Below are 26,321 nucleotides of genomic sequence, written 5' to 3' on the forward strand. Positions count from 1 at the left end.
GTCCGTGGGTTACGCAAGTGAGTTAGCTAAGATTATTTATTCAATAATATTTCTGTTAAATGCGCTTGATAAATGCCCATGTACGGCCAAAACTTATTACGCAAATTTGGTGATTTTAAGAGGATAAACTATGAGTAATCCAGTGGGATGGTTTGAAATTTACGTGGATGAAATGCCACGAGCGAAAGCGTTTTATGAAACGGTATTAGGGGTGGCCTTAGAGGCATTGAGTGATCCTACTGAGGGGCATGCCCAAATGTGGATATTCCCCTGTGATATGGAAAATTACGGTTCATCCGGCGCGCTAGTGAAGATGGATGGCTTTTCAGCAGGTGGCAATAGCTCGTTGGTGTATTTTAATTGTGAAAACTGCGCCACTGAAGAAAGCCGCGTTGCCGCCGCCGGAGGAGAAATTGTAAGCACGAAAATGCCGCTCGGTGAGTACGGTTTTTGCACACTTGTAACAGATACTGAAGGCAATATGTTTGGTCTACATTCCCAGCAATAAATGAATACTTAAGTAAGCTTGAAAAAAAGCGTAACACCTATGATGCTACGCCTTTTTTTTATCTGGGTGATCAATGTTAGCGCGGGTCATGGTTGTCGTTAGTTTACCTACCGTAAATAACGCTAAAAGCCGTTGACGTGACAAAATTTCTAGATTGAATTCCCGTGTATAGCTACCTTCATTAAATACAAAAGTCAGGTTAATCTCTATTAATTGTTAATTGATAAATTGCACAGATAGACCTCAGAATAGATTCTGGCTAATGTTTGATGTACTCAGCGAGCAAAGCTAATCTAGTTTGTTGGCTGATATTTCACCAGCACCGACTTTAACGCGTCGATGTCGATTGGTTTGGTGAGATATTCGTTCATGCCTGCGTCAAGGCACTTTATCCGCTCGCTGTCCATAACGTTGGCAGTAAGTGCGGCAATGGGAACAGATTCAAATATTTTTCCAGCATCGCCTGCTCGTATGCGGCGCGTTGCCTCGTAGCCATCCATATTCGGCATCTGACAATCCATGAGTATCAGGTCAAATGGTGTTGTCTGAGAGCATGAGAGCAACGAAAGCGCCTCAAGCCCATCATCTGCAACAAAGACAGTCACTTCCAACCCTTTTAGGATGGCAAGCATCACCTCTTGATTGATGAAATTATCTTCAACTAAGAGAATGCGTAGATTGGTAAAAGACAGAGGTATATCAGGTTTTTCTTGTACCGTCAGAGTTTCGGTGGGGGCAGCAAGCATTACTGAGAATTCGAAGGTTGAACCTTTTCCTACTATACTTTTTACGGTTATGTCTCCGTCCATTAACTCACAAAGCTGCTTAGTGATGGACAGTCCAAGGCCAGTGCCGCCAAACTTTCTCGTTGTCGACGTGTCAGCTTGAGAGAATGAGTCGAAAAGAAAAGGTAATGCCGATTCACTGACACCCATGCCAGTGTCGGTCACCTGCACGCTTAAGCGCAAATCATCGCCGATTGCCATCAAATCGTAGCGCACCACAATATTGCCTGATCCTGTAAACTTGATTGCATTGGACAAAAGATTATTCATAATTTGGGTGATTCGGTAAGGATCGCCTACTACTTTTGTTTGCAATACGTGGCCCTTCAGAAGTTCAAGTTTCAAGCCCTTATTATTTGCTTGAAAATGCTGATCATGGATCAATTCCGCAAAAAACTGTTTAACATCAAACTCCACTAATTCGATCGTTAGTTCGCCAACCTCTATCTTCGAAAAATCTAGAATGTCGTTGATAATAATCAATAGTGACTCGGCACTGCGCTTGGCGGTGGCAATGAAATCTTTTTGTTCTGTATCTAACTTTGTTTGGGATATCAGCCCGATCATACCAATGACGCCGTTCATTGGTGTTCGAATTTCGTGACTCATGTTGGCCAAAAATGCGCTTTTTGCTTCAGTTGCGGCCTTTGCTTCATGCTCATGTTGTAACGCAAGGTCTCTCTCAAGCTCAAGCTCAAGTTGTTTTTCTACGAGTTTTTTTCGCGCTAGGTGGGCAAACCAACTAAGTAAGGTGCTCATTGCCATAGCAAAGAAAAAGTGTTGGATTAATGCCATTTCAAGTTTGACGCTGATGGCTATCCATCCAATCCAATTGAACAGTATTGACGCTACCCAATGTGGGCGGTTCGACAATACTATGCCAGATGCGATAATCGTCACGAATATATTGGTGGTTTGTTCAGGGGCTGCAGACAACCATAAATGTAGAAAGCTGTTTGCGCTTGCCAACATCAATAGTAATAGAATAATCAAGCTTTGCCGGGTAGGTGAAATCTTAGGTGTGCTAAGTGCTACTGCAAAATTTATTGTCGCGGTTAATAATGTCATTGAACACAAAACCCACTTAAAGGGTGCTTGCAGAATAAAAAAATGTGCCAACGTCAGTATAAAATAGAGAAAAGCAAAGAAATAGGCTACAGGCTTAAGCAAGCTAATCGTTTCGTTAGTATGTTTGCTGGCGGATTTTTGTCGGTTCAAAAGGGACAATCACTTACTTCTATCAATTGCGGTTAATATTATAATAATGTCCACTTATTGTTTGCATATACTTAAGTCGTAATCTGACATTGGCGTATCGGATTATTAATCAGGTAAAAGCCATATAAAGGTAGAGTCTAAAGCGCGAGGATAAGCATCTTGAGATCTAAAATTTTTACTTAGATCGAATAATCATCACTTAACCAGAACAGTATTAATACTCGTCCTTTTCGTGCCAATACCTGTAATTGAACTTTCGTTAGTTATTGCGATAAGAAAAAGCGATAGCGGACACTTGAATAGAGTGGCAGGATAAGAGTTCTACTACAGGTAATATTTCAGCACACGTCCATCGGGCTTATCGCGCCAGATTTATGCTTACCCAACACGTAGGTATAACTCTGAGTGGTTTTTATATCATAATGCCCCAATAATTCTTGCACTACTCTGACGTCAAGCCCTCTTTAAATCAATCACGTTGCGAAACTATGGCGAAAGGTGTGTGATATAACCCGCTTCAAAACGCTAGCTTCGCCAACTGCCTTTTTTAACGCCTTACGGAACGCTGTTTGGTGAAGGTGATGACGGCATAACAATTAAATATGATGTCAATCATTGAATTTTAGCCATATTCGTATCCCACATAACACCGTCTCTTACCATTGAGTTTAAGATAACAATCATCTTTCTGTTAGACGTAACAATAGCCACTTTCTCGATTGGTAGGGAGTAGTCATGCACTGTTTATTTCATTGACTTATCGGTGCGCCGAGTGAGGGGAAACGGACTTTATTACGCCATGATCTTATTTAATAAATGCTCACAGTAGTTTTGATGCAATAACTTAACGGCATATAAGTCATGGTGATCATCGTCAACATGTTGCCCTTAAAGCACTATTCTCTCTTTCTTCAACATGAGAAGATAATCGCTTATTTAACTCGGCAAGTAAAATTATGAACATATTTATCAAGTTTGTTTTAATCACTGCATTATGCTTTATTGGCTTCACTCACGTTGCAAAAGCGGATGAAGATTACACTATTGATGATGATAAAATACTGATTACGATAGTCCTCAAACATCAACAAGATAAAAACCTAACTGAGCTGCAAGCAAAGATGGATGAGAATCGATTTTGGCAGTCTTTTCCTCCCAAGGGTATGGAAGTTGATTCATGGTATGTCATGATGGGACTAGGGCAGGTGATCACCGTCAAGGTTCATCCAAAAGATTTGCGAACACTTAACCTGGCCGTTGAAAAATCGGCTTGGGGTATTTTTGAAACAGATATTTATCCTACCTATGAATTTAAAGCGATAGCTGAATCGATTAAAGAGAAAAAAGCCGCAGAAGAAAGCAAATAACGTTGAGTTGATTCCCAGCAAGTCAGCTAACTTGCTGGGGCATGTTTTGCTCGGCGTTTGTTCATATAGTTATCACTGTGCTGATTCTTTTATAGTCAGCTACCGTCTTGCGTTAATCGCAGAGGTGATTGATAAGCGCGATAAGCTTATCTGGATCGACTGGCTTTTGTAGCACGTTACAATTGCTCGGATTGTTGTTGTCAATTTCCTCTGTTGAGGCTTCTCCAGTGACAAGTATAGCGGGTAGATCAGTCCCCGTTGCTATCCGCACTCGGTTAATGACCTCGATACCATTGTACTTAGGCAAACGGTAGTCTGAAAGGATGACATCTGGGCGAACACCGGCGTCTACTATGGCGAGAGCGTCATCGCCAGATAAAGCACTGTGTACTTTCACACCATATACGCTTAATAACATAGTCGTTGCATCTAAAACTGCCGGATCATCGTCAACAAACAGGACTACGGGATCGTGCTCACTAAGCTGTATTTTCTTGAGCACCTCTGCCTTAGTGCTCGTATCCAGTTGACCAAGAGGAACTGCTACTGAGAAGGTTGACCCATCATTTGGCACAGAGGTAACATCGAGTGAGTGATCAAGTATTTGGCTTATTTGTTTAACGATTGACAAACCCAAGCCCAGACCTTTGCGCCTATCTCGCACTTGATTATTAACTTGGTAGTACTCTTCAAACACACTCTTAATATGATTTTCTGGTATTCCAATACCTGTATCGCTTATCGCTACTCGCACCGAGTCTCGCTCACGCAGACAATTGATCCGCACATGACCCTGTTCGGTATATCGGATCGCGTTTGTTACCAAATTTTCGATAAGGCGCTCTAGCAATCTAGGATCCGTGTGCACGACAAAATCTACTGTATCGCACTCAAGTTGAAGCCCCTTACTCTGGGCCTGTTGAATGTTGTTAATAACAACGCGCTCAAGTAACTCTTGTAAGTTGACGTCGCATAGATCTGCGGTGATCGACCCACTATCGAGCTTGGAAATATTCAGAAGTGAATCAATTAGTTCTCCCATTGTACTAAGCGATTGACGCATTTTATAGATTATATTTTCCTGTTCTGATTGAACCGACAGTTTTGATAATGCCGCCAAATATAACCCTAATGATTGTAAAGGTTGTCGTAAATCATGGCTCGCTGCGGCTAAGAAACGTGTTTTTGTTTCCGAGGCTGCTATTGCAATTTTTTTAGACTTGTCTAACTCTGCGGCGATAGCGGTGCGTTCGGTCACATCAAAGCCAGTGCACAACATACCTGTGATCTGGCCATTCGCTTTACCCAGCGTTTTGGAGTGCCACTCTATAATGCGTTGCTCGCCATCCTTAGTTAGGATCGAATTGGTATATCCGTCATTAAGACCTTCACCCATGACTTTTTTAAAAAACTCACGAATGGCTACTCTGTCGTTTACCGGAATAAATGTCTCAAACCAATCCCTGCCTATTATCTCGCTCGCGACATAACCTGTTAGGTTTTCGAAGTAAGAATTAGATTGGGTGACTTGCCCCTTAGAATTTAGAATGACAACAATTCCGCGGATCATTTCAAAGGCATCTTTAAAAATAATACTGTTTTCTTGTAAGGGCATTAGTGCTTAGTCATTGAATAGAATAATCAATATATGCAACATAACAGTTTGTGTAATTAATGTCGTGTTAGATAAGAGACTTGCTTTTTCATTTGGGGGATGTCCAAATTTATCTTATAAACTTGGTAGCAAAAATATATGGATAACGAATAAATAGAGTAAGTGGAGGTTGGCATGCTAGAAAGTGGTTTTTTACTATTGGCTTAAGCTCTGCTGTAGGTAATAATATATCACTGTCTTTTATTGGTTTAGTTATGCGATTTCACATCCTGATTTTCTCTGTAGTCTTAGGTTTTTTCTCAGCTTTTTCGTCTGGGCAGGAGGTCATACGAAGCTCTGTATCCAAAGAGTTTATCAATGGCCTACAAGTCAAATACCTTAAAAATATTGCCAAACATATGAACATGGAAATTGACATTATTCCGATGCCTTTTGCAAGACGTATTAGGGAATTTCGCCAAGGCAATTTAGATCTGTTGGTTGGATTGCAACGTGAGAGTGACAAACAAGACGAAGTGCTTTACATCACCCCAAGTTACGAAACATTGAGACATACGTTTTTTGTTCTTAAAAAGAATATGGGTACTTTACAGACCTTTGCTGATTTAAAGAGCTTGAACATTGGCGTTACTCGCAATGCAAAATATTTTGAAAAATTTAACCAAGAAACAAACCTGATAATGCTTCCTGTATCGACACTAAGACAAAAGATAGAGTTATTAATGAAAGGAAGAATTAATACTTTTGTTCATTTTCAAGAGAGTGCGCAGCCACTGATTATTGAGATGGGTTTGCAAAATGAGATTGTTTTAGCAAAATATCAACCCATAGAAGTGAACAATTATTATGTAACTATCAGTCAAAACTCCCCGCTTATTGGGAAAAAACATCTGTTTGAATCCGCCGTTAGAGATGCTATCGCCAATAATGAATTTGCCACTATTCGTCGTGAGCACTATGCGTCACATCCTATCTCAAATTGATTAGCAACATAGCGCATTAGCAGCTGTAAAAAGCATCAATTCTGCCATATATAGTCGTCAACTAACGCTGTATTCTATCAATTTCACCTGTTGCTAAGCGTATATTTGCCTTTACTAATTTTATTAAACCTAAATTGAAATTAGAATCATATAATCATTTTTGCTATTTCAATTGCTAACCAGTCGATGGTGAACCAGAGTTATCTTTTATTAGCAAAAATTAGCGTAATAGGCGTAACTCGAATAGCGCCTTTTAACTGTAAGTGCGACCATTCGACGCGACGTTGTATTTGGCCAAAATGTCAGCCATGGATTTCCTAAAGCACAGCAGTTAACGATGCTTTCGCTAAGCAACTATATAGAGCATTAAATACTAATCTCTACCGGCATATTTTCTTGTTTACGCTGAATATGGCGCAGGCGCAACCCAAGTAATATTGCCGCTGAAGTTAATCCGCAGATAAAGCCAACCCAGAAACCGGCCGCTGCCATACGCGGCACAATCCAGTCAGTTAATGCTAAAATACAGCCTATTGTCATGCCTATTACCCAATAGGAAATAAAGCTTAAATAAAACATGGCTGCGGTGTCTTTATAACCGCGCAGTGCAGTAGCTGATACGACTTGAATTGCATCTGAAAATTGAAATATTGCGGCTAGCATCATTAGTCCGGCAGCCATATTAATAACGTCGCTATTATTACTATAAAGCTCGCCAATGTGGACCCTGGCAAGATAGGTCATGGTTGCGGTTAATGTAGCTGTGGTTAAGCCCATAAGTAAAGCCGCTCGGGTGGCCATCTTTGCTTGCAGCGGCTTGCTCTCGCCTAATAAGTGACTAACACGAATACTAGTTGCCATGCCGAGACTAAGAGGCAACATAAACATCAGCGATGAGAAGTTCAGGGCAATCTGATGGGCCGCCACTATGGTAGAGCCAAAAGGGGCAAGCAGAACAGCCACAACAGTGAACAGTGTCACTTCAAACAATATGGTTAACGCGATAGGTAAGCCCAATTTTAAGCTAGCCCAAATGTCATGCATATTGGGCGCAAAAATACGGGTGTATAAGGCGTATTGTTGCAGTTTTTTAGAATTAAGCGTGTAAATCCACGTAGCAAACATCATCGCTACAAACACTAGGCCTGTTGCGATACCACAACCAGCTCCGCCGAATGCAGGCACGCCAAATTTACCGTAAATAAACACATAGTTAGCCGGTATATTCACCAGTAAACCAATGATCATAATAATCATGCTGGGCTTTGTGATTGATAAACCTTCACAGACATTTCTAAGTACCTGATACAAAGCGAAGGCTGGCATGGAATAAAGTACATAGCGAACGTAGTCGATTGTTATGGTGCGTAGCTCGGACTCCATTTCTATCATCGAAAAGAAAAATGTTAGAAAGGTACTCAGCACTAGCGCGAGTAAAGCAAAAAATAGCGTCAACCACATAACCTGATAACTGGCATTTGCAACCCTATCAACTTGTTTTGCCCCATTAAAGCGAGAAATAATTGGCGGTAAAGCAAGGGTGAGCCCTTGGATAAAAACCAACATCGGCATGGTAAAGCTAAAGCCAATGGCAACAGCCGCCATGTCAGTGGCAGAGAAACGTCCAGCCATAATGGTGTCAGACACGCCCATTAATGTTTGGGTTACTTGAGCAATCAATAAAGGCCACGCCAGATGGGCTAAGGCTTTGAATTCTATTTTTAGGGTCACTTAATATGCCAATGAAGTAAAAGGTTGTATTTGCACTGTGCTGCCTTGTTCTATGCTGCCAGTGTCTTGGGGAAGAACGATATAACAATTAGCGTGGGCAATGCTGCTCATCACACCTGAGCCTTGCTTTCCATTTGGGCTAACAAACAGCTCGCCATTGCTATCAAGCCGGTAGATGCCGCGCTGATAATCGGCCCGTCCGGGCGCTTTGCGTATGTCACAATCGGCTGTGGCATTGAGTAACAGGGTAGGGCGGCGCGTTTGGCCACTTAAGGTCTCAAGTACCGGTTTGACTAACTGCTCAAACGTCACGTAAGACGATACTGGATTGCCTGGCAACCCACAAAACCATGCTTGACTGAGCTTACCAAAGGCAAAAGGTTTGCCCGGTTTAATAGCTACTTTCCAAAAATTAACGCTGCCCAGTGCTTGTAATACGTCTTTAACGTAGTCTGCGTCGCCCACGGATACGCCGCCACATGACAGTACGATATCGCACCGCCTGTCAGCATCTGCGAAAGTTTGTTTTAAACTATTAAGCTTGTCTTCAACAATACCAAAATCGATTACGTTAGCGCCAAATTCTTGCAACATTGCGTGCAGCGCATAACGATTGCTCTCGTAAATTTGTCCTGCTTTTAGCGGTTCACCCGGTGATACCAATTCGTCACCGGTGGCAATTAAACCCACGTTTAATTTGCGTACCACCAGTACATTGGCAATACCAACTGACGCCAGTAACGACAAATGTGATGGTAGTAAGCGTGTACCTTTTCTCAGCACAACCGCGCCCTGGGAGATATCTTCACCTGCTCTGCGTACGCTGTTACCTAATTTAGGACGCTGGGTAAATTGGATTATTTTTGCGTGCGGCTCGTTAGTCTTGTTTGTGCCTGTTGGTGATTTACATTCAGTGGTGTTTTCTTGCATCACGACAGCGTCTGCACCAGCAGGAATGATGGCGCCAGTCATAATACGCACACACTGACCTTTGCTGACGGCTCCTTCAAATGGAATACCCGCAAAAGCGCTGCCGACCAATTCCAAGGTATCGTTTTCTTCTAAGTCAGCTGCAACCATGGCGTAACCATCCATGGCAGAGTTGTCACTAGGGGGAACATTTACCCGTGAAATAACATCTTCGGCCAAAATTCGTCCACGTCCGTGCATAAGGCTGCATTGTTCATGTTCTTTAACGGCAGAAATTGCACTGCGCATAGCATTTAGCGCTTGTGATATAGGTAACAAACCAGGCGTGTCGCAACTTACTATCATAAAATCAGACTACTTAATCGAAAAATAACTTAGCTGCCCAATGTTACTGACATGGAGCATGCAACGAAAGTCTAAATGTGAAATAAATACCGTGTTATTGGCATTAAAAATCATTGTGTACGCGAGACGCAGGGAATTTATTTAGTGGGCGTTAGCGCAAACACTACATTGTGGGTTTTTAGGAATTGAGAAACGTTGAAATTGAGCTGAATTTGCGTCGAACAGTAATAATATACCGTTAAGTAGTTCGCCCGTGCCGGTTAACAGTTTAATGGCTTCTAATGCCTGCATGCTGCCGATAACACCGACTAATGGCGGAATAACGCCAGCTTCAATGCAGCTTAGTTGCTGTTCAGGGAATACATAGCTTAGGCATTGATAGCAAGGACCATTTTGATCCATTAGGTATGTGCTTATCTGCCCTTCAAATCGAATGGCGGCGCCGCTAATAAGGGGCACTTTATGGGTAAAACACAAGGCATTAATTTGTTGGCGTGTGGCTAGATTATCGGTGCAGTCTAGTACAATGTTATGCTGAGCGATTTGCTGACCCAATGCGGTATCGTCTAAACGTTGGGCAATTGTATTAATTACGCACTGACCATTATTGCTATTAAGCGTTGCTTTAGCGGATTCAACTTTTTTCATGCCCACATCTTGCTCGTGATGCAATACTTGTCTGTGTAAGTTAGATAACTCAACCACATCGTTGTCTACTAACGTTACTTCACCAATACCTGCACTGACAACATACTGCGCTGCAGCGCAGCCCAATCCCCCTACACCTATGATCAACACTTTTGCTGCCATAAGAGCCTCTTGACCATCAAGATCAATACCTGGCAGTAAGATCTGCCGTGCATAACGCAAAGCAAGTTCTTTGGTAATGGTAGGGGTCATAATATCCTGTCAGTTTTTCTGGAATTATATCGCTTCAGTTATAGCTTTTCGATGCTATAGCCTTGGGCTTTTAGTTGCGTAAGTACGCTGTCTTCCCCAGCTAGATGCATCGCGCCGACCATAATGAATTCTACCTCAGAGGTTTTTAACATATCTTCAATTTGTGGCATCCAGTTTGCGTTTCGTGTGACCAGTAAATCTTGGTATATTTGCCCGTAATCGGCTTTAAACGGCGCGATGCTGATTTCCGCCATTTTTTGCATATCACCTTCGCGCCAACTTGTGCGCATATCACCAATTATGGCTGGCATTTTTGTAATATCTCGTAGGGTATAATCTATTAACGCATCGTTATCGTTGCCGCCCATATTTGCCAAAAAACCTAGTTGTTCGTCTGGGGTTTCAAGCCACTTAATCGCTTTGCTGTCTTGTGTTCCTCTATCTGCGTAAAACTGATCAACGCCCTCGCTGGTAAAACCAAGACCTTGTAGTTCGATCACGCTCAACGTAATGCTGATAAGACTCGGCTTCATCGCTGCCATTTGTGCAATAGGAATTCCGCGCTCGCTAAGATGCGCTTCAAGTTTTGCGTAACTGTCAGCCGATAGATCGTCTTTTAATGTGCGACCATCGGTATACGTCATCATTGACAGCATTTTTTGCTGAAATTCGACACCTTTTAGGGCTGACATGTCTGTTTCGAATACAAGGGTTGATGACTTTTGATACGCGATGCTGTATTCATCGGGTAGTGGGTAATCTTCGGGCGCTAGAATATGAATGGTACCGCCTATGTATAAGCTATTTTCACCCGATGTGACTTTCCATACGGAAGCGGCATCAACGGTTGCTGTGAGCATGGATGCGGCAGCGATTAATGGCAGCGAAAATGAGCGAAATAGTGACATAATGAGATGTCTTCCTTTGCATGATTGTGGATAGATGTTGTTGAGTACTACCCGTTAAATCAGTGGAGGTAGACAGATGTAACAAGTTCGTGTATCGGCCAGTGTGCCGCTTTTGGCAACACAAGGGAAACAAAAATGTTGGCTTGTGTGCTGTTTGTTCAAACAAGCAGCATTTTTTGCGGTGAAACGACAAATTTTGCACTTGCCTTTACTGCTGGAAACGCTTTGATAAAACGTTTGTTACTGCTCTCACCACTATTATACTCACCACCGTAATAAGCACTATATATCTTTATATTTATAATATTTATCGCCTATGCACATGACTACGCTTTGCTCCAATTTCGACTTTTTGCACCAATGTAATGCACAGTGTTTTAATTAATATAATTTTTTATTTATAACATTATGATTAATAAGGATTAAATTTTTGGCAAAAATCCTGCATTAGTTTTAATACACCACCCGGATGTTATCCGTGTTTTAAAATTTATGTGCCGTGTTAGCAATAGCGTTAAACACAGAACAGGCAAAGAAGCCCACTTTGATTGAATTCATCAGTCTCGTGGGCTTTTTTTATGAGCAAAATTTAGTTGAGAAAATTCATCGACCAGGGGATCAACATGTCAGCAAATACAATAAACATAGTCGTGGTAGGAAATGGAATGGTAGGGCACCATTTTGTGGAACAAATCACCAGCCATGGAGAAACCGACAGTGCAGTAACCTATAACGTGACTGTGTTATCTGCAGAGCCACGATTAGCGTATGACAGGGTGCACCTTTCTGAATATTTTTCAGGCAAGACAGCTAATGATTTAGCGTTAACGACCCCTAAACAATATGAAGCTCTTGGCGTTGATTTTCATCTTGATGCTGCAGTGGTGGATATTGATAAGCAAGCTAAATTGGTTAAAACCAAGTCTGGGCAGACCTTTGCTTATGACAAATTGATTATGGCTACTGGCTCGTACCCGTTTGTCCCACCCATTGAAGGCAATGATCAGCCTCATTGTTTGGTCTACCGAACTATCGAAGATTTAGAAGATATTAGCGCCTCATCCAAAGTCAGTAAAACGGGTGTTGTAGTGGGCGGCGGTTTATTGGGCTTAGAAGCGGCAAATGCTCTTCGCGAAGCCGGTCTTGAAACCCATGTGGTCGAATTTGCCCCACAGTTGATGGCAGTGCAAGTTGATACGGGGGGCGGGCGCTTATTAAAAGATAAAATTGAATCACTTGGGGTGAAAGTTCATACCCAAAAAGCTACCCAACGTATTGAAGCCGGTCAAACGAGTCGATACCGCATGTGTTTTGCTGATGGTGACTTCCTTGAAACAGATATGATTTTATTCTCAGCGGGTATTCGTCCTCAAGACACCTTGGCACGCCAATATGATTTAACCATTGGTGAACGCGGTGGCATTGTGGTGAATAATCATTGTTTAACCTCTGACCCAGATATTTATGCCATAGGCGAATGTGCTCTGTGGAATAACTTTATATTCGGTTTGGTTGCCCCTGGTTACACTATGGCCCGTGCCGCTGCAAGTCATATTACCGGTGGAGACGTCGAATTTTTAGGCGCTGACATGAGTACAAAACTTAAGTTGATGGGCGTTGAAGTGGGGTCAATCGGTGATGCTCACGGACGTATACCAGGCGCTCAGACATATATTTATGAAAACCAACCAGATGGCGTGTATAAAAAAATAGTCGTGAATCATGAGCAAAGTGTATTACTTGGCGCCGTATTAGTGGGTGACACGAGTGACTACGACACGTTATTACAGTATGCCCTAAATGGTATTGATTTACCTGAGCACCCTGAAAGTCTTATTTTACCTGCATCTGGCGATGCACCTGCCGGTTTAGGGGCCGATGCCTTGCCTGACACCGCGACTATTTGTTCATGCCACAACGTATCAAAAGGCGACATCATTGCAGCCTTCGATGGTGGCGCGTGCGACTTATCCGCTATTAAATCATGCACTAAAGCGAGCACAGGATGTGGTGGTTGTTCTGCTTTATTAAAAACTGTAGTAGACAGCGAGCTAAGTAAGCGCGGTGTTGAAGTCAAAAAAGATATCTGTGAACACTTTGCCTATTCGCGCCAAGAGCTTTATCACATGGTTAAGGTTGGAAAAATCAAAACGTTTGACGCGTTAATCGAAAAACACGGTCACGGTTTAGGATGCGAAATTTGTAAACCTGCAGTGGGCTCTATAATGGCGTCGGTGTGGAATGACTTTGTATTAGAAAAACCGCATGTAGCCTTGCAAGACACCAATGATACCTACCTTGGCAATATGCAGAAAAATGGTACGTATTCTGTTGTACCGCGTATCGCTGGCGGCGAAATTACCCCAGATAAATTAATCGTGCTTGGCCAAGTGGCTAAAAAATACAACTTGTATACCAAAGTCACAGGTGGTCAGCGTATCGATTTATTCGGTGCTCGAGTTGAACAGTTACCCCCTATTTGGGAAGCACTTATTGCAGCCGGATTTGAAACTGGTCATGCCTATGCGAAATCGTTACGTACCGTGAAATCATGTGTGGGCAGTACTTGGTGTCGTTATGGCGTACAAGATTCTGTAGGCAAAGCGATTGATCTAGAGAATCGTTATAAAGGTCTTCGCGCACCGCATAAAATAAAATTTGGCGTTTCAGGTTGTACCCGGGAATGTGCTGAGGCGCAAAGTAAAGACATTGGTATTATCGCTACGGAAAACGGCTGGAACTTATACGTGTGTGGTAATGGTGGTATGAAACCGCGCCACGGAGATTTATTTGCTACCGATTTAGATGACGCGACCTTAGTGAAGTATATCGACCGAGTGCTGATGTTCTACGTGGCAACCGCAGACCGTTTGCAACGTACCTCAGTATGGCTGGAAAATCTCGAGGGTGGTTTAGCATATTTACAGGACGTAGTGATCAATGATTCGCTGGGTTTAGCCGAAGAATTAGAACAGCAAATGCAGCACATTGAAGATACTTACCAATGTGAATGGAAAACAGCTATTGAAAGTGAATCATCACGTAAGCGGTTCCGTCAGTTTGTAAACAGTGACGAAAGTGACAAACAAGTTGTGTTTGTGCAAGAACGTGAGCAAATTCGCCCAGCCACAGAATCTGAGCTTGAAGCATTAGACGCTGGCGTAAAAGGCCCGCAAGAAATAATCGATGTTGAGTTGGTGTAAGGAGTAATTTATGAGCGAAGCTAAAAATTGGACTGATATTTGTAATCTCGATGATTTAGTCGATAACTCCGGCGTTTGTGCACTCATAAACGGTGAACAGGTCGCTATTTTCAAAATTAACCAACAAGGCGAATCACACTTTTATGCCATAAGCAACTGGGATCCTATTGGAAAAGCGAACGTACTTTATCGTGGATTAGTCGGCTCAGTTGCAGATAAAACAGTGGTGATTTCTCCTTTGTATAAACAGCGTTATTGTTTAACAAGCGGAGAATGTTTGGATGACGAGCAGCGTCATGTGGATGTGTATGGTGTGCGCGTTGAAGGAAGTAAGGTACAACTGGCTGTTGCTTAATATTCATACCACCGCTGGTTAATACATTTAGCCGATAGCGCAATGTTGCGCTATCAACCCTCGATGTATTACGCCAAGGCCATTAAGTTTTGATATTAAATTTGGCTCTCGTCAGCCCAGCAAACCCACGTTATTCAAATATGCATAAGGCCATCGCCATGACAGACAAAATGCCTCCATCTCAGCTTGTTCGCGCCGTAAAAGCCAAGCCTGATAGCCATGGAACATGTTCACAACTTAGCACGACTACTTGTCCGTATTGCGGGGTAGGTTGTGGTGTGGACGTGACCACTGAAATACGTGGTGCGGCCCCAACGTTGGTAAGTGTACAAGGCACCGCTAGTCACCCAGCAAACTTTGGTCGTTTATGTGTTAAAGGCAGTAAACTTGCTGAAACCAATGGGCTTGATGGGCGTTTACTAAAGCCACAGATTAAAGGCCGCGCGGTTACCTGGCCTGAAGCCATCCATACAGTGGCGGATAAATTTGCCGATGTGATCAAACAACATGGCCCAGATTCGGTAGCTTTTTATGTCTCTGGTCAGTTATTGACCGAAGATTATTATGTGGCAAACAAGTTGATGAAAGGCTATATCGGTAGTGCGAATATCGATACTAATTCGCGTCTTTGTATGTCATCTGCTGTTGCTGGATATAAGCGGGCATTTGGCACAGATACAGTGCCATGCTGTTATGAAGACTTAGAACAAACAGAATTATTGGTGCTAGTGGGTTCAAATGCCGCGTGGACCCACCCGGTATTATTTCAACGCATTGAACGGGCTAAAAAGATAAACCCGAATATGCGTTTAGTGTTTATCGATCCGCGTCGCACGGCAAGTTGCGAAGCAGGCGATTTACATTTAGCCATTAAACCAGGCACAGACGTTGCCTTATTTAACGGTCTAGTACGTTACTTGGCTCACAATAATGGCCTCGATAGTGAATACGTCAGTACTTTTACCGAAGGTTTTGAAAGTACACTTGTCGCCTGTGAACAATGGTCGCTTGAGGCCGTTGCTCAGTATTGTGATTTAGATATCTTTGATGTTGAGCAATTCTATCAATTGTTTACCAGTTGCAGCTCTGCCCTAAGTTTTTATTCAATGGGTGTGAATCAATCAACTAGTGGTGTCGATAAAACTAACGCGATTATTAACTGTCATTTAGCCAGCGGAAAAATCGGACGCGAAGGGTGTGGTCCGTTTTCAATTACGGGACAGCCTAATGCGATGGGCGGAAGAGAAGTGGGTGGCTTAGCCAATATGCTGGCATGTCACATGGATATAGACAACGTGGAGCACCGCACGTTGGTGCAAAACTATTGGCAGTCCCCCAGTATTCCTACTCAGGTAGGGCTAAAAGCAGTGGATCTTTTTGATGCTATCGACCAAGGCAAAATAAAAGCCGTGTGGATCATGGCGACTAATCCTATGGTCAGTATGCCAAATCGCCATAAAATTAAAGCAGCACTGGCGAAATGTGAAATGGTGGTGGTATCAGATTGTGTGGCCAACAACGATACAATTGCTATGGCGGATGTAGTGTTACCGGCCACAGGGTGGTCAGAAAAAAATGGTACGGTGACCAATTCAGAGCGCAGAATATCTCGCCAACGTGGTTTTTTGCCGCCAGCAGGTGAAGCGCGTCATGACTGGAGAATCATGTGTGATGTGGCAATCGCGATGGGCTTTAATACCGGCTTTAACTTTACCGACCCCAGTGAAATATTTGCAGAATATTGCGGTTTAACCGCCGAAAAAAATATCAATACACGAGATTTAGATTTATCGGGTTTGTGTGGATTGACTCAAACCCAGTACGACAACTTATTACCCGTGCAATGGCCGGTAAACGCGGCGAACCCAGGCGGCGTTAAACGTATGTTTAGCGATGGCCGTTATTTTACTGCTAGTAAAAAAGCACAATTTATTGCCCTTGAATCTCGCGCTCCTGAGCAATTGACAAATAGCGATTTTCCTTTTGTGTTGAACAGCGGTCGCATACGTGACCAGTGGCATACCATGACCCGTACGGGTAATAGTTCCGATTTAACCAGCCATATTGGTTACGCCACGTTAAGTATGCACTCAAAAGATGCGACTAAGCTGAGCGTTAAAAATGGTGACTTGTTGGCGCTTTCATCTGCGCTAAGTAGTAGCTTGAGTCAAGTGATGTTGCCTGTACAGATTGATGATGGTCAACGTCCAGGGGATTTCTTTGCCCCCATCCACTGGAGTGAGCTAAATACGTCATCAGCGAATATCAGTCACTTGTATACGGATGCAAATGATTGCATTTCAGGTCAACCCGAATTAAAACATGCCGCCATTAACGCAACGAAAGCGTTATTTTTGCATCACGGCCAAGTTTTTATCGCTAATGATGTTAAAGAGCGCGCGTTAGTTATCGCTACTATATGTGCCGAATTGGACTATTGGCGGCTGAACAAAATTGCGGGTGGCGAGATGTTAACTTTTGCCAGCGGTCGCATTAAACAGTCACAGCAGGGGACTAATTGCGACAGCACTGTGGGCGCAGCTGAAGACGATATTCCCGTATTAATCTTGAAAGATCTTATGCAACAGGTAAGCAAAGAACAATATAGTTGGGCTGTACATCAGTCTGGCGCGCAACAAGGCTTATATGCTTTGCACAATGACGCGTTACAGTTAGCGGCGTTTTGTGCTCATCAACCCATTGATATAAACACCTTATGGCTCAGTTCCCTACTTGAAGAAGATAACCTGAGTACAGAGCAAAAAACCGCATTATTACGCGCACAGCCTGATGAGCAATTTAATCAGGGTCGCTTGATATGTAGCTGTTTCAAAGTAGGTATTAACCCTATTGTGGCTCAGATTGAGCAAGGGTGTAACAGCGTTGATGCCTTGGGCGAAAAATTAAAATGTGGGACCAATTGCGGCTCATGCAAAAGTGAGTTGCAACAACTGATCAATGAGCATGACCGGATCGACGCTGGCAACATAAATACGATTGACGTTCAGGTCGACCCTTTAAATAGCTCGGCGCAAAATAAAATAGACAAATCCAGTAAACATAGCGGCGAGCGTATTGCCGTGGAGACCCTACTATGAGCTTATCATTAAGTGTTTTTTCTCCTCTCAATTTTTTAGTACCACAAGGGTTAAGTCAGTTTGTAAGCCATGTACTGAAATTCAGCATCAAAGACGATGGTGTAAATCATAATCAGTTAAATGGGCTAAATCAGGTGACACGTCAAAACAAACACCGTCGCCAACAACATCAAGGTTATAAAGGTGCCCAAAACGGCCATGTGCACTTAATTGGTTCAGGACCAGGTGATGCAGAGTTACTTACCCTAAAGGCTTATCGCTTATTACAGAGTGTTGATGTGGTGATGTACGACTGGTTAGTTAACCCAGAAATACTCGATATGATCCCGTCTCATGTGGAACGTCGCTTTGTGGGTAAAAAGTGTGGTGAGCACAGCATGACACAAGTACAAATAAGTGAGCTGCTGGTCAGCGTGGCCAAACAAGGAAAGTCGATTGCGCGTTTAAAAGGTGGCGACCCCGCTATATTTGCTCGGGCCGCTGAAGAATGTGAAATGCTTACGCAGCATCACATACCGTTTAGCATCGTACCGGGTATCACCGCAGCATCAGGCGCATCGGCATATGCTGGGATCCCGTTAACCCATAGAGATTGTGCCCAATCAGTACGCTTTATTACCGCCCATTTAAAAGATCCCGCTTTACAGCCGGATTGGCAAAGCTTAGTTAGTGGTGCGATGCCTGATGAGCAAGGCAAAAACGCTGAAACGTTGGTATTTTATATGGGACTAAGACGTATTAAATCGATTATGCAACAGTTACAACAACACGGTTTACCTACAGATATGCCAGTAGCGATTATTGATAAAGCGACCAGTACTGAACAGCAAGTGTGTATTGGCCAAGTGAAAAATATTGCTCAGCGATTAGAAAATCGTCAATTTACCGGTCCTGCGCTCATTATTGTGGGAGAAGTAGTAAGTAAGCGCCAGCGAGTGGTTTCGTATCACCAGCAAGACAGTTTACAATGCTCAGCAAATTATTTAGCGACGCGCTCTGCTTAGGGACACTTTTTACTCAGGTCAGCCTATTGTGTTTTGCGCCGTATTATTGATGGCCAATGTAGCCTGTAGGCAATGTAATATATATGACAGAAAATCGTGGCAATACATCAGTTAGCCAAGCTGAATTTAAAGAGTTTATTCGTATTATCGGACGCGGACAACGAGCGGGAGGCACATTAACCCAAGTTCAGGCATATAAAGCAATGGGCATGTTAATTAACGATGAAATTACGCCTGAGCAAAAGGGCGCCTTTTTAATGTTGCTTCGGGTTCGTGAAGAAACAGCCGAAGAACTTGCCGGTTTTATTCAGGCATTTCGTGAGGTAAATCATCCCCAATTAGCGGCGTTACCTATTGATATTGATTTAGGATGCTATGCGGGTAAACGGCGGCATTTACCGTGGTTTCTGCTGGCGGTGGTTGCTATCGCACAAGCGGGTAAAAAAGTTTTTTTACACGGTACCCATGAGCCCGATTCAAACCGCTTATACTTAAAAGACGTATTACCGCAATTAGGTATTAATGTGGCTAAAAATGCGCTTGAGGCCACAAAACAGCTAGATTTGGTCGGATTTAGCTATATGGACTTGGCAGATATTAATCCAAAGCTTGATGCCATGATCCAGCTGCGTAGCCAATTTGGTTTGCGCTCATGCGCGAATACCTTGGCGCGCATGTTAAATGCTAGCCATGCGCCCTGCAGTTTACAAGGTGTATTTCATCGTGATGTAGACCGTAAACATAGCCATTGTGCGGTCTTAGTCAATCAGCAAACACCCAACAAAAATAACACAATTTTGTGTTTTCGCGGGGAAGGGGGTGAAGTCGAGTATAACCCTGAGCGTGACGTAACCTTGCATTTAGCACATGGCGATATTGAATCCACCGTTGATGTGCCAGCATCGCTGTCCCATTGGGTAACGAAACCCAGAACCTTAGAGGTGAGCCAGTTAGTTACCGTTTGGCAAGGGGGGGAAACCAACGAATACGCTACTCACACCATTATCGGTAGCCTAAGCTTGATGTACCTCTTAATTGACAATATTTCACTGGCAGAAGCGCAAGTTAAAGCGCAGCAATGTTGGCAAGCACGCAATAAAAACTGGCCTTTTATTATATCTACCCAGGATGATGCATCTACCTTTGACACCAGCGGAAGCCACCAAGCACATTAGTAGCTTGCTAATAGCCTAATATAGCGTTCACGTTTATGCGCTGAAGACCCTTTACACCGTGTATTAAATGGGGATACAACGTCACGTGATACAGTGCTCTTTTTAGGTTAATAAATTCCACGGTTAAATTTCGTGCAACTTAATGCACTTTTCTGGTGCGCTTGCACAATGGTATACAAATAAATGCAATCTAATATTTATTTATAAAGTTAACTTGTTGTTTTTGTTGGGATAATCTTTTGGCTTGAGCTTTGCACTTGTGACGCTCAAGACATATAGAGATTATTAATCTGGAAACATCCATTGATATCCATAGCGAAAACTCAATCCAATTCAGCTGCCTCGGCACAACTGAATATTTTGCTCATTGATGAAAATGTTCAGCGCGCTGAGTCGATAGTCACTGCCCTGGATAAAACTCGTTACAAGGTGAGCCATTTAGCCTCTAGCCAGATCGGACTGTTGAAGCAGGTTGATAACATTCAACCCGATATTATTGTTATCGATATTGAGTCGCCGAACCGAGATATGTTAGAAAGCTTGCATACCATTTCGCACCACAATCCCAAACCCGTGGTTATGTTCTCTTCACAACAAGATACCGAAACGATAAACCTCTCAGTGCAGTCTGGCGTTAGCGCCTATGTGGTAGGTGATATCGATCCTGAGCGGGTAAAACCCATACTCGATGCTGCAGTGGCACGCTTTAAAGAATTTCATAAATTAAAAGACGAATTAAATGATACCAAACATGAACTTGCATCAAGAAAGAACATCGACTTGGCTAAACGTTTACTCATGAAAACCAATAAAATGAGTGAAGAACAGGCATTTCACAGTATGCGTAAAACCGCAATGGACACTGGTCAGAAGCTTGAAAACGTTGCGAAGACGATCGTTTCTATGTTGCGTTCGTTGGAAAAAGGAAATGAACATGATTAAACCAGAGCAATCGGATATTACCCTTGGCTTTATTCCCCTTACCGATTCAGCGCCCTTAATTGTCGCCAAGGAGTTAGGTTTCTTTGAGCAGTGGGGTTTAAATGTCACATTACAAAAGCAGAATTCTTGGGCCACACTACGAGACAAATTACACGTTGGCATATTAGACGCAGCGCAAATGCTCGCACCCATGCCAATAGCTAGTGCGCTTGGGTTAGGTGCTGCGCCAGCTAACGTCATTACGCCATTGGTGCTTAGCCTAAATGGTAATGCTATTACGATTTCTGAAGCCTTGCTGCAAGAGGTGCTCAAGGAAAACAATATCGCGAATGTCACGCTACCCATGGCGGGTTATTTACTACAAAAAGTCGTCGATAAACGCAGAAATAGAGGCTTACCTAAGCTTAAATTTGCCACGGTATTCCCTTATAGCTGCCATTACTATCAATTAAGAGATTGGCTTAAAGCGGCGAAAGTTGATTTAGACAGTGTAGAAATGCTGGTTGTGCCGCCTGTTAGTATGGTGGAGTGTTTAGAAAGTGGCGAAATTGACGGTTTTTGTGTTGGAGGGCCGTGGAATGCTAAGGCGGTACGTGCTGGTATAGGAATGACTGCACTAACGTCATTTGATATATGGCAAGACTCTCCTGAAAAAGTACTAGGCTTATTGGAGAATTTTCATCAGAAAAACCCAAACACAGTTTTGCTTTTATGTGCGGCGCTAAAACAAGCCTGCACGTGGCTTGAGTCTGTACCCAATCGCTTTGAAGCTGCAAGGTTATTGTGTCAGCCAGCGTATTTAGACGCAGCATTAGATGTGATTGCACCATCGTTGTTAGGGAGTTGTTTAACCCATAAGTCACTGCCACCGCGCAGTATTCCGTCTTACAATCAGTTTTCGGTGAGTAATAATGGCTGTATTAATCAGCCTGAGTTGGTGCGCGGTGAATGGTTAATTAAGCACATGGTCAGTGCTGGGCAAATCCCACCCGATGTGACTATTCCGTTAGATTTAGTGGCGAGGGTCTTCCGTCCAGATATATACCAAAAAATGCGTTTATTGATTGCAGATCAGGCTGAGCAATTTTATCGTCGGTCAGGTTAGCGAAAGTTTGTTTTATTCTAATAAATAGAATGTTTATTGCTATTTAATGTGATTTTCGTTCGGTTAAATTTGTTTATACTGACCGAAATTCGACCACATTTGATAGAGGAATATTGACATGAAAAACCTATTATTGTTGAACGCCAGTCTACAGGGTGATAGCGGTAATTCGAGTAAGTTAGCTGCCCATTTCGTTGAGAAATGGCAAGAAGGCGAGGCGATTCATGTCGTTAAGGTCGACCTGAATGATCTGAACCTACCGCATTTAAGTGCTCAGGAAATGCAAACCTGGAGCATGGTCAGTGACAACATGAGCCCAGAACAAGTTAAATTAGCAGCGTACTCAAATAACTTGTTGGCTCAGCTAGAACGCAGCGATGCCATTGTAATCGGTATGCCAATGTACAACTTTACCGTACCAACGACTTTCAAAGCGTGGATTGACAGAGTTGCACGGGCAGGGCGCACGTTCAGCTATACCAGTGAAGGCCCCAAGGGACACTTAGTGGGCAAAACCGTCTATGTGATGGCTGCTCGAGGGGGAATTTATCAAGGCACGGAGAACGATACGCAAACGCCTTATTTACGCTTAGTATTAGGCCTGCTAGGGATAACCGACGTGCATTTTGTTTATTTGGAAGGGCTAAATATGGGGGATGAATTTGCACAACATTCTTGGCAACAGGCCCGCGAGGAAATCAATGAATTGTTACCGGCAATAGTCTAGCTTTTAGCTGAAGTTAACCTAAATAAAAGCCCGGTTTAAATCGGGCTTTTTCACTGTATTTGCGTAGCTAGTCAGTTTGCCTATTGCACCTGAACCGTTAATGTACGTTCAATTGTGTTGATAAAATCTTGATCCGTTGGCTTAGTCGATGACGCGAAGGTGTTTACTAAGTTGCCATTTTTATCCATTAAGTACTTATAGAAATTCCATTTCACCGTGGTGCCTGATTTTTTCGCTAACATCTTATAAAGCTGATCAGCATCTTGCCCGCGCACTGGCATAGCCTCAAACATGGGAAACTCTACCCCATATGTTAATTCGCATAACTCAGCAGTTTTACCTTCGTCTTTGTCTTCTTGGTTAAAATCGTGAGAAGGGAAGCCTAATACCACCAGACCTTGGTCTTTGTATTTACTATATAGAGACTCTAAACCTTTAAACTGGGGTGTAAATCCACAATAGCTAGCGGTGTTTACGAACAGTACGGTTTTGCCTGCGTAAGCATCACACATGTTAACGGTGTCCTGAGAATTAAGCTTACGCTTCACAAATTTAAGTAAGTCTGGACATTCAGCGCTGTAGGCCATGTTGCTCATAAACATCAGGCAAACAATAGCGAGTAATTTTTTCATAGCAACCTCGGCTTTCTTTGGTAAATAAAATCAGCTTGTTTTGTCATTATAGCGCTGACTATTTTGTAAGTGTGTTTGTGTAGGTATTTAATCTGATTGATTTTACGTTTAAAGTAAATTGTTATTCAAAATAATTTACAAAATCCGCTGGGAAAACAACAATGTATAACTATTCTAAAAAAGTACTTGTGGTACTTATTTCTACCAGTCTGTTCGCTTGTAGCGCTACGCACACCGCTGATTCGTCCCCAAGCCAGAATATAAGTACTGTCCCAACTAGCGCTATTGCAGCTAAAACTGATCCCGCAGTTGCACGACAGATGCAGACCATTGAAGGTAAGCAAATTGCTACTTCATACGGCGCAAAGCTTACTTTGGAGCAAATAATGGCGGATCCAGATTGGATAGGTCGTCAGCCGCTAAATAGTTATTGGGGAGATGATAATCAAACGGTGTATTACCAGCGCAAAGAGAAAGGGTCACCGTTAACGCATTTATGGCGGCTTGACAGCGCACTAGCCAAAAACACCGCATCCGCATCCAATAATGACATCGAAGACAATGATCACGTTAGCATGGTGGCGTTAAATCAACTGCAAAGTGAATCTTATGCAAACCGAGTAAGTGACACTTTGCGCACGCACAGTGCATGGGTGTTCGAAGGTAATATATTTATTAAGAATGTTGCGAATGATCAAGTTCGTCAATTGACACAAGACGGTGAAGCACCACGGAATATACAATTTTTAAATGATGGCAGATTGGCGTATCAGCGTGGCAATGCCATTTACAGCCTTAACCCAACAACGGGTTTCTCTCAAAAGTTAGCATCATGGCAATTTGCTAAGGCACCTGAAGCGAATGCCGCACCAGCTGATTACATCGCTGAACAGCAGATTGACTTAATTAACTACGTGGCTAAAAAACGCCACGATCGTGAATTACGCTTTAATCAACAGCAGATTTTGTTAAAACAAAACACCAGTCTGGCGCCTGATGCGTTCTATTTCGATGAAAAAGATGAGCTGGTGCAAAGTAGTGTGTCGCCGGATGGAAAATGGTTAGTGCTGGCAACGACTAAAAGCCAAAAAGATCGCAGCGACGAAGATTTAATGCCTGCTTATATCGGTGAAGATGGCCGTATTGAACACAAAGAAGTGCGCCAACGCGTGGCCGATGCTAAATCGGTTAATCACCAGTTATGGTTACTCGATTTAGTCACCCATAAAAAATATCCGTTAAGTTACCAAACGTTACCGGGCTACAACGAAGACGTATTGGCTGACGTGAAGCGCGAAAATGCCGAGGCCAATGGCAAAACCTATCAAACTAATAGGTTACCGCGCGATATCTTGTTAATGACTGACTGGTATTGGTCTCAAGGAGCGATTCAATGGCACAACGACGCTGGACAGGTTGCTGTGATGCTAGAAGCGTGGGACAACAAAGACCGCTGGTTAGCGACGGTCGATTTAAAGCAGCATAAATTGGTTAATCAACATCGCTTACACGATGATGCTTGGGTGAACTATCAATTTAATAGTTTTGGTTGGCTCAATAATACTGAGCAGCTTTATTATTTGTCAGAAGAGTCTGGCTACGCTCATCTTTACAAAAAACCGCTAAAGGCAAAAGCGATGGCGTTAACGTCAGGACATTTCGAAGTAGACAATTTAACGTTAACCCATAACGACGAATACATGTATTTCAAAGCAAATCAAAAACACCCGGGAATTTATGAAGTTTACCGAGTGAAGTTAGACACTGGCGAAATTGAAGCATTAACAGACCTAAACGGCATGACAGACTACGCGTTAAGCCCGAACGAGAACAAGTTACTGCTGACGCATTCGTCGCTGACTGTGCCTCCTGAGCTTTATTTGCAGGACGCAGAGCCAGATTCAACCGTCACTCGTTTAACACATACCATCAGCCCTGAATTTTTAGCGTTGAAGTTAGCCGCGCCGGATATCGTCCCTGTTGAATCAAGCCACACGGTGCAGCCGGTTTTTTCGAGGGTATATAAACCCAGTGACGTTGAAAACAACGACGGTGAAAAACGCCGCGCCGTCATTTTTAACCACGGGGCAGGGTATTTGCAAAACGCCCATTTGGGCTGGTCAGGTTATTTCCGTGAGTTTATGTTTCATAACATGTTAGCTCAACAAGGTTATGTAGTGATGGACATGGATTACCGTGCGTCTGCAGGTTATGGACGTGATTGGCGCACGGCTATTTATCGCCATATGGGCAAACCAGAAATTGACGATTTACGTGATGGTGTAAACTGGTTGGTGGAAAACGCAAATGTGGATCGAGATCGTATTGGGACCTATGGCGGATCTTACGGCGGATTTATGACTTTTATGGCATTATTTACCCAACCTGACTTGTTTCAGTCTGGGGCGGCTTTACGACCCGTTAGTGACTGGGCCCATTACAATTTTGGGTACACCTCGAATATTTTGAATATGCCGGACGTTGACCCTATTGCTTACGAGCGCAGTTCACCTTTGTACTTTGCACAAGGCTTGGAAAAACCGCTGTTGATTAATGCACCTATGGTGGACTCGAATGTGTTTTTTCAAGATACTGTGCGCCTTGTTCAGCGTTTAATTGAGCTTGAAAAGCAAGATTTCGAAACCGCTATTTACCCAGTGGAATCCCACGGTTTTGTGCAACCAAGCTCTTGGTTAGATGAATATCGACGTATTTATAAGTTGTTTGAAACGACGCTGTAGTCATTTTACAGTAATGCATCAAGTGAAACCGTTGGAAATAGTATGTTCC

19 protein-coding genes and 1 pseudogene are annotated in these 26,321 nt (G+C 43.0%); 12 read left to right on the forward strand and 8 right to left on the reverse strand.

Features of this window, described 5'->3' with window-relative positions:
- Positions 1–130 precede the first annotated feature (130 nt).
- Positions 131–508: a VOC family protein gene (locus GQR89_RS08820; RefSeq protein ID WP_158769703.1), complete on the forward strand. Its 378-nt coding sequence runs from the start codon at positions 131–133 to the stop codon at positions 506–508.
- 293 nt (positions 509–801) lie between these two features.
- On the opposite strand, the gene GQR89_RS08825 is transcribed toward GQR89_RS08820, so the two are convergent.
- Both GQR89_RS08825 and GQR89_RS21520 read right to left on the reverse strand, forming a co-directional pair.
- Positions 802–2,361, reverse strand: coding sequence for an ATP-binding protein (locus tag GQR89_RS08825; protein WP_158769704.1), 1,560 nt, complete (start codon positions 2,359–2,361; stop codon positions 802–804).
- Between the two features lie 762 nt (positions 2,362–3,123).
- Positions 3,124–3,228 (reverse strand): annotated as a pseudogene (locus GQR89_RS21520) (IS110 family transposase); the annotation flags it as partial.
- A 239-nt stretch (positions 3,229–3,467) separates the two neighbouring features.
- On the opposite strand from GQR89_RS21520, the gene GQR89_RS08830 reads away from it, so the two are divergent.
- On the forward strand, positions 3,468–3,878 hold the full coding sequence (locus GQR89_RS08830) for a hypothetical protein (protein ID WP_158769705.1): 411 nt from the start codon (positions 3,468–3,470) through the stop codon (positions 3,876–3,878).
- A gap of 112 nt (positions 3,879–3,990) precedes the next feature.
- Here the strand turns inward: GQR89_RS08830 and GQR89_RS08835 are convergent, their stop codons facing one another.
- The gene (locus GQR89_RS08835; RefSeq protein WP_158769706.1) at positions 3,991–5,493 is read right to left on the reverse strand and encodes a hybrid sensor histidine kinase/response regulator; all 1,503 of its coding nucleotides are present in this window, start codon (positions 5,491–5,493) and stop codon (positions 3,991–3,993) included.
- A gap of 254 nt (positions 5,494–5,747) precedes the next feature.
- Here GQR89_RS08835 and GQR89_RS08840 point away from each other — a divergent pair, with 254 nt between their 5' ends.
- A complete protein-coding gene (locus GQR89_RS08840) occupies positions 5,748–6,476 on the forward strand; it encodes a transporter substrate-binding domain-containing protein (RefSeq protein ID WP_199271395.1) in 729 nt (242 codons plus the stop codon).
- Between the two features lie 366 nt (positions 6,477–6,842).
- Here GQR89_RS08840 and GQR89_RS08845 read toward each other — a convergent pair whose 3' ends face one another.
- The 4 genes from GQR89_RS08845 to GQR89_RS08860 all read right to left on the reverse strand — a co-directional run bounded on the left by GQR89_RS08845 (position 6,843) and on the right by GQR89_RS08860 (position 11,290).
- The gene (locus tag GQR89_RS08845) at positions 6,843–8,207 is read right to left on the reverse strand and encodes an MATE family efflux transporter (protein ID WP_158769707.1); all 1,365 of its coding nucleotides are present in this window, start codon (positions 8,205–8,207) and stop codon (positions 6,843–6,845) included.
- Entirely contained in the window at positions 8,208–9,482 is a 1,275-nt protein-coding gene (gene glp, locus GQR89_RS08850; RefSeq protein WP_158769708.1) for a gephyrin-like molybdotransferase Glp, read from the reverse strand.
- 141 nt (positions 9,483–9,623) lie between these two features.
- Positions 9,624–10,382 (reverse strand): molybdopterin-synthase adenylyltransferase MoeB, encoded by a 759-nt coding sequence (locus tag GQR89_RS08855; protein WP_158769709.1) that lies wholly within the window; start codon positions 10,380–10,382, stop codon positions 9,624–9,626.
- Between the two features lie 38 nt (positions 10,383–10,420).
- Positions 10,421–11,290: a TraB/GumN family protein gene (locus GQR89_RS08860; RefSeq protein WP_158769710.1), complete on the reverse strand. Its 870-nt coding sequence runs from the start codon at positions 11,288–11,290 to the stop codon at positions 10,421–10,423.
- A 623-nt stretch (positions 11,291–11,913) separates the two neighbouring features.
- Between GQR89_RS08860 and nirB the strand changes: the two genes are divergently transcribed.
- The 8 genes from nirB (at position 11,914) to GQR89_RS08900 (ending at position 22,899) form a co-directional block, all read left to right on the forward strand.
- A complete protein-coding gene (nirB, locus tag GQR89_RS08865; protein ID WP_158769711.1) occupies positions 11,914–14,493 on the forward strand; it encodes a nitrite reductase large subunit NirB in 2,580 nt (859 codons plus the stop codon).
- 10 nt (positions 14,494–14,503) lie between these two features.
- Positions 14,504–14,848 carry a nitrite reductase small subunit NirD gene (nirD, locus tag GQR89_RS08870; RefSeq protein ID WP_158769712.1) on the forward strand — a complete coding sequence of 115 codons (345 nt, stop codon included), beginning with the start codon at positions 14,504–14,506 and terminating at the stop codon, positions 14,846–14,848.
- A 158-nt stretch (positions 14,849–15,006) separates the two neighbouring features.
- Positions 15,007–17,946: a nitrate reductase gene (locus GQR89_RS08875; protein WP_158769713.1), complete on the forward strand. Its 2,940-nt coding sequence runs from the start codon at positions 15,007–15,009 to the stop codon at positions 17,944–17,946.
- Positions 17,943–18,950: a uroporphyrinogen-III C-methyltransferase gene (gene cobA / locus GQR89_RS08880; protein ID WP_158769714.1), complete on the forward strand. Its 1,008-nt coding sequence runs from the start codon at positions 17,943–17,945 to the stop codon at positions 18,948–18,950. The genes GQR89_RS08875 and cobA overlap by 4 nt, the downstream gene beginning before the upstream one ends.
- 83 nt (positions 18,951–19,033) lie before the next feature.
- Complete coding sequence (locus tag GQR89_RS08885) at positions 19,034–20,125, forward strand: glycosyl transferase family protein (protein WP_158769715.1); 1,092 nt, start codon at positions 19,034–19,036, stop codon at positions 20,123–20,125.
- Positions 20,126–20,428: 303 nt separating this feature from the next.
- Positions 20,429–21,067, forward strand: coding sequence for an ANTAR domain-containing response regulator (locus tag GQR89_RS08890; protein ID WP_158769716.1), 639 nt, complete (start codon positions 20,429–20,431; stop codon positions 21,065–21,067).
- Positions 21,060–22,172 carry a CmpA/NrtA family ABC transporter substrate-binding protein gene (locus GQR89_RS08895; protein ID WP_158769717.1) on the forward strand — a complete coding sequence of 371 codons (1,113 nt, stop codon included), beginning with the start codon at positions 21,060–21,062 and terminating at the stop codon, positions 22,170–22,172. The genes GQR89_RS08890 and GQR89_RS08895 overlap by 8 nt, the downstream gene beginning before the upstream one ends.
- 118 nt (positions 22,173–22,290) lie before the next feature.
- Positions 22,291–22,899, forward strand: coding sequence for an FMN-dependent NADH-azoreductase (locus tag GQR89_RS08900; protein ID WP_158769718.1), 609 nt, complete (start codon positions 22,291–22,293; stop codon positions 22,897–22,899).
- 80 nt (positions 22,900–22,979) lie between these two features.
- Here GQR89_RS08900 and GQR89_RS08905 read toward each other — a convergent pair whose 3' ends face one another.
- On the reverse strand, positions 22,980–23,531 hold the full coding sequence (locus GQR89_RS08905; RefSeq protein ID WP_158769719.1) for a glutathione peroxidase: 552 nt from the start codon (positions 23,529–23,531) through the stop codon (positions 22,980–22,982).
- A 161-nt stretch (positions 23,532–23,692) separates the two neighbouring features.
- Between GQR89_RS08905 and GQR89_RS08910 the strand changes: the two genes are divergently transcribed.
- Positions 23,693–26,272 carry a prolyl oligopeptidase family serine peptidase gene (locus GQR89_RS08910; protein WP_158769720.1) on the forward strand — a complete coding sequence of 860 codons (2,580 nt, stop codon included), beginning with the start codon at positions 23,693–23,695 and terminating at the stop codon, positions 26,270–26,272.
- Positions 26,273–26,321 lie beyond the last annotated feature (49 nt).

The sequence above is a fragment of the Paraglaciecola sp. L1A13 genome (genome assembly GCF_009796745.1).
Taxonomy (GTDB): Bacteria; Pseudomonadota; Gammaproteobacteria; order Enterobacterales; family Alteromonadaceae; genus Paraglaciecola.

What these genes read in the sequence shown, in the direction of transcription:
- glp (WP_158769708.1), bottom strand. Translation starts at nt 9,482, where the DNA reads ATGATAGTAAGTTGCGACACGCCTGGTTTGTTACCTATATCACAAGCG.
- GQR89_RS08900 (WP_158769718.1), top strand. Translation starts at nt 22,291, where the DNA reads ATGAAAAACCTATTATTGTTGAACGCCAGTCTACAGGGTGATAGCGGT.
- GQR89_RS08830 (WP_158769705.1), top strand. Translation starts at nt 3,468, where the DNA reads ATGAACATATTTATCAAGTTTGTTTTAATCACTGCATTATGCTTTATT.
- GQR89_RS08905 (WP_158769719.1), bottom strand. Translation starts at nt 23,531, where the DNA reads ATGAAAAAATTACTCGCTATTGTTTGCCTGATGTTTATGAGCAACATG.
- nirD (WP_158769712.1), top strand. Translation starts at nt 14,504, where the DNA reads ATGAGCGAAGCTAAAAATTGGACTGATATTTGTAATCTCGATGATTTA.
- GQR89_RS08875 (WP_158769713.1), top strand. Translation starts at nt 15,007, where the DNA reads ATGACAGACAAAATGCCTCCATCTCAGCTTGTTCGCGCCGTAAAAGCC.
- GQR89_RS08840 (WP_199271395.1), top strand. Translation starts at nt 5,748, where the DNA reads ATGCGATTTCACATCCTGATTTTCTCTGTAGTCTTAGGTTTTTTCTCA.
- GQR89_RS08825 (WP_158769704.1), bottom strand. Translation starts at nt 2,361, where the DNA reads ATGACATTATTAACCGCGACAATAAATTTTGCAGTAGCACTTAGCACA.
- nirB (WP_158769711.1), top strand. Translation starts at nt 11,914, where the DNA reads ATGTCAGCAAATACAATAAACATAGTCGTGGTAGGAAATGGAATGGTA.
- GQR89_RS08835 (WP_158769706.1), bottom strand. Translation starts at nt 5,493, where the DNA reads ATGCCCTTACAAGAAAACAGTATTATTTTTAAAGATGCCTTTGAAATG.
- GQR89_RS08860 (WP_158769710.1), bottom strand. Translation starts at nt 11,290, where the DNA reads ATGTCACTATTTCGCTCATTTTCGCTGCCATTAATCGCTGCCGCATCC.
- cobA (WP_158769714.1), top strand. Translation starts at nt 17,943, where the DNA reads ATGAGCTTATCATTAAGTGTTTTTTCTCCTCTCAATTTTTTAGTACCA.
- GQR89_RS08910 (WP_158769720.1), top strand. Translation starts at nt 23,693, where the DNA reads ATGTATAACTATTCTAAAAAAGTACTTGTGGTACTTATTTCTACCAGT.
- GQR89_RS08895 (WP_158769717.1), top strand. Translation starts at nt 21,060, where the DNA reads ATGATTAAACCAGAGCAATCGGATATTACCCTTGGCTTTATTCCCCTT.
- GQR89_RS08820 (WP_158769703.1), top strand. Translation starts at nt 131, where the DNA reads ATGAGTAATCCAGTGGGATGGTTTGAAATTTACGTGGATGAAATGCCA.
- GQR89_RS08885 (WP_158769715.1), top strand. Translation starts at nt 19,034, where the DNA reads ATGACAGAAAATCGTGGCAATACATCAGTTAGCCAAGCTGAATTTAAA.
- GQR89_RS08855 (WP_158769709.1), bottom strand. Translation starts at nt 10,382, where the DNA reads ATGACCCCTACCATTACCAAAGAACTTGCTTTGCGTTATGCACGGCAG.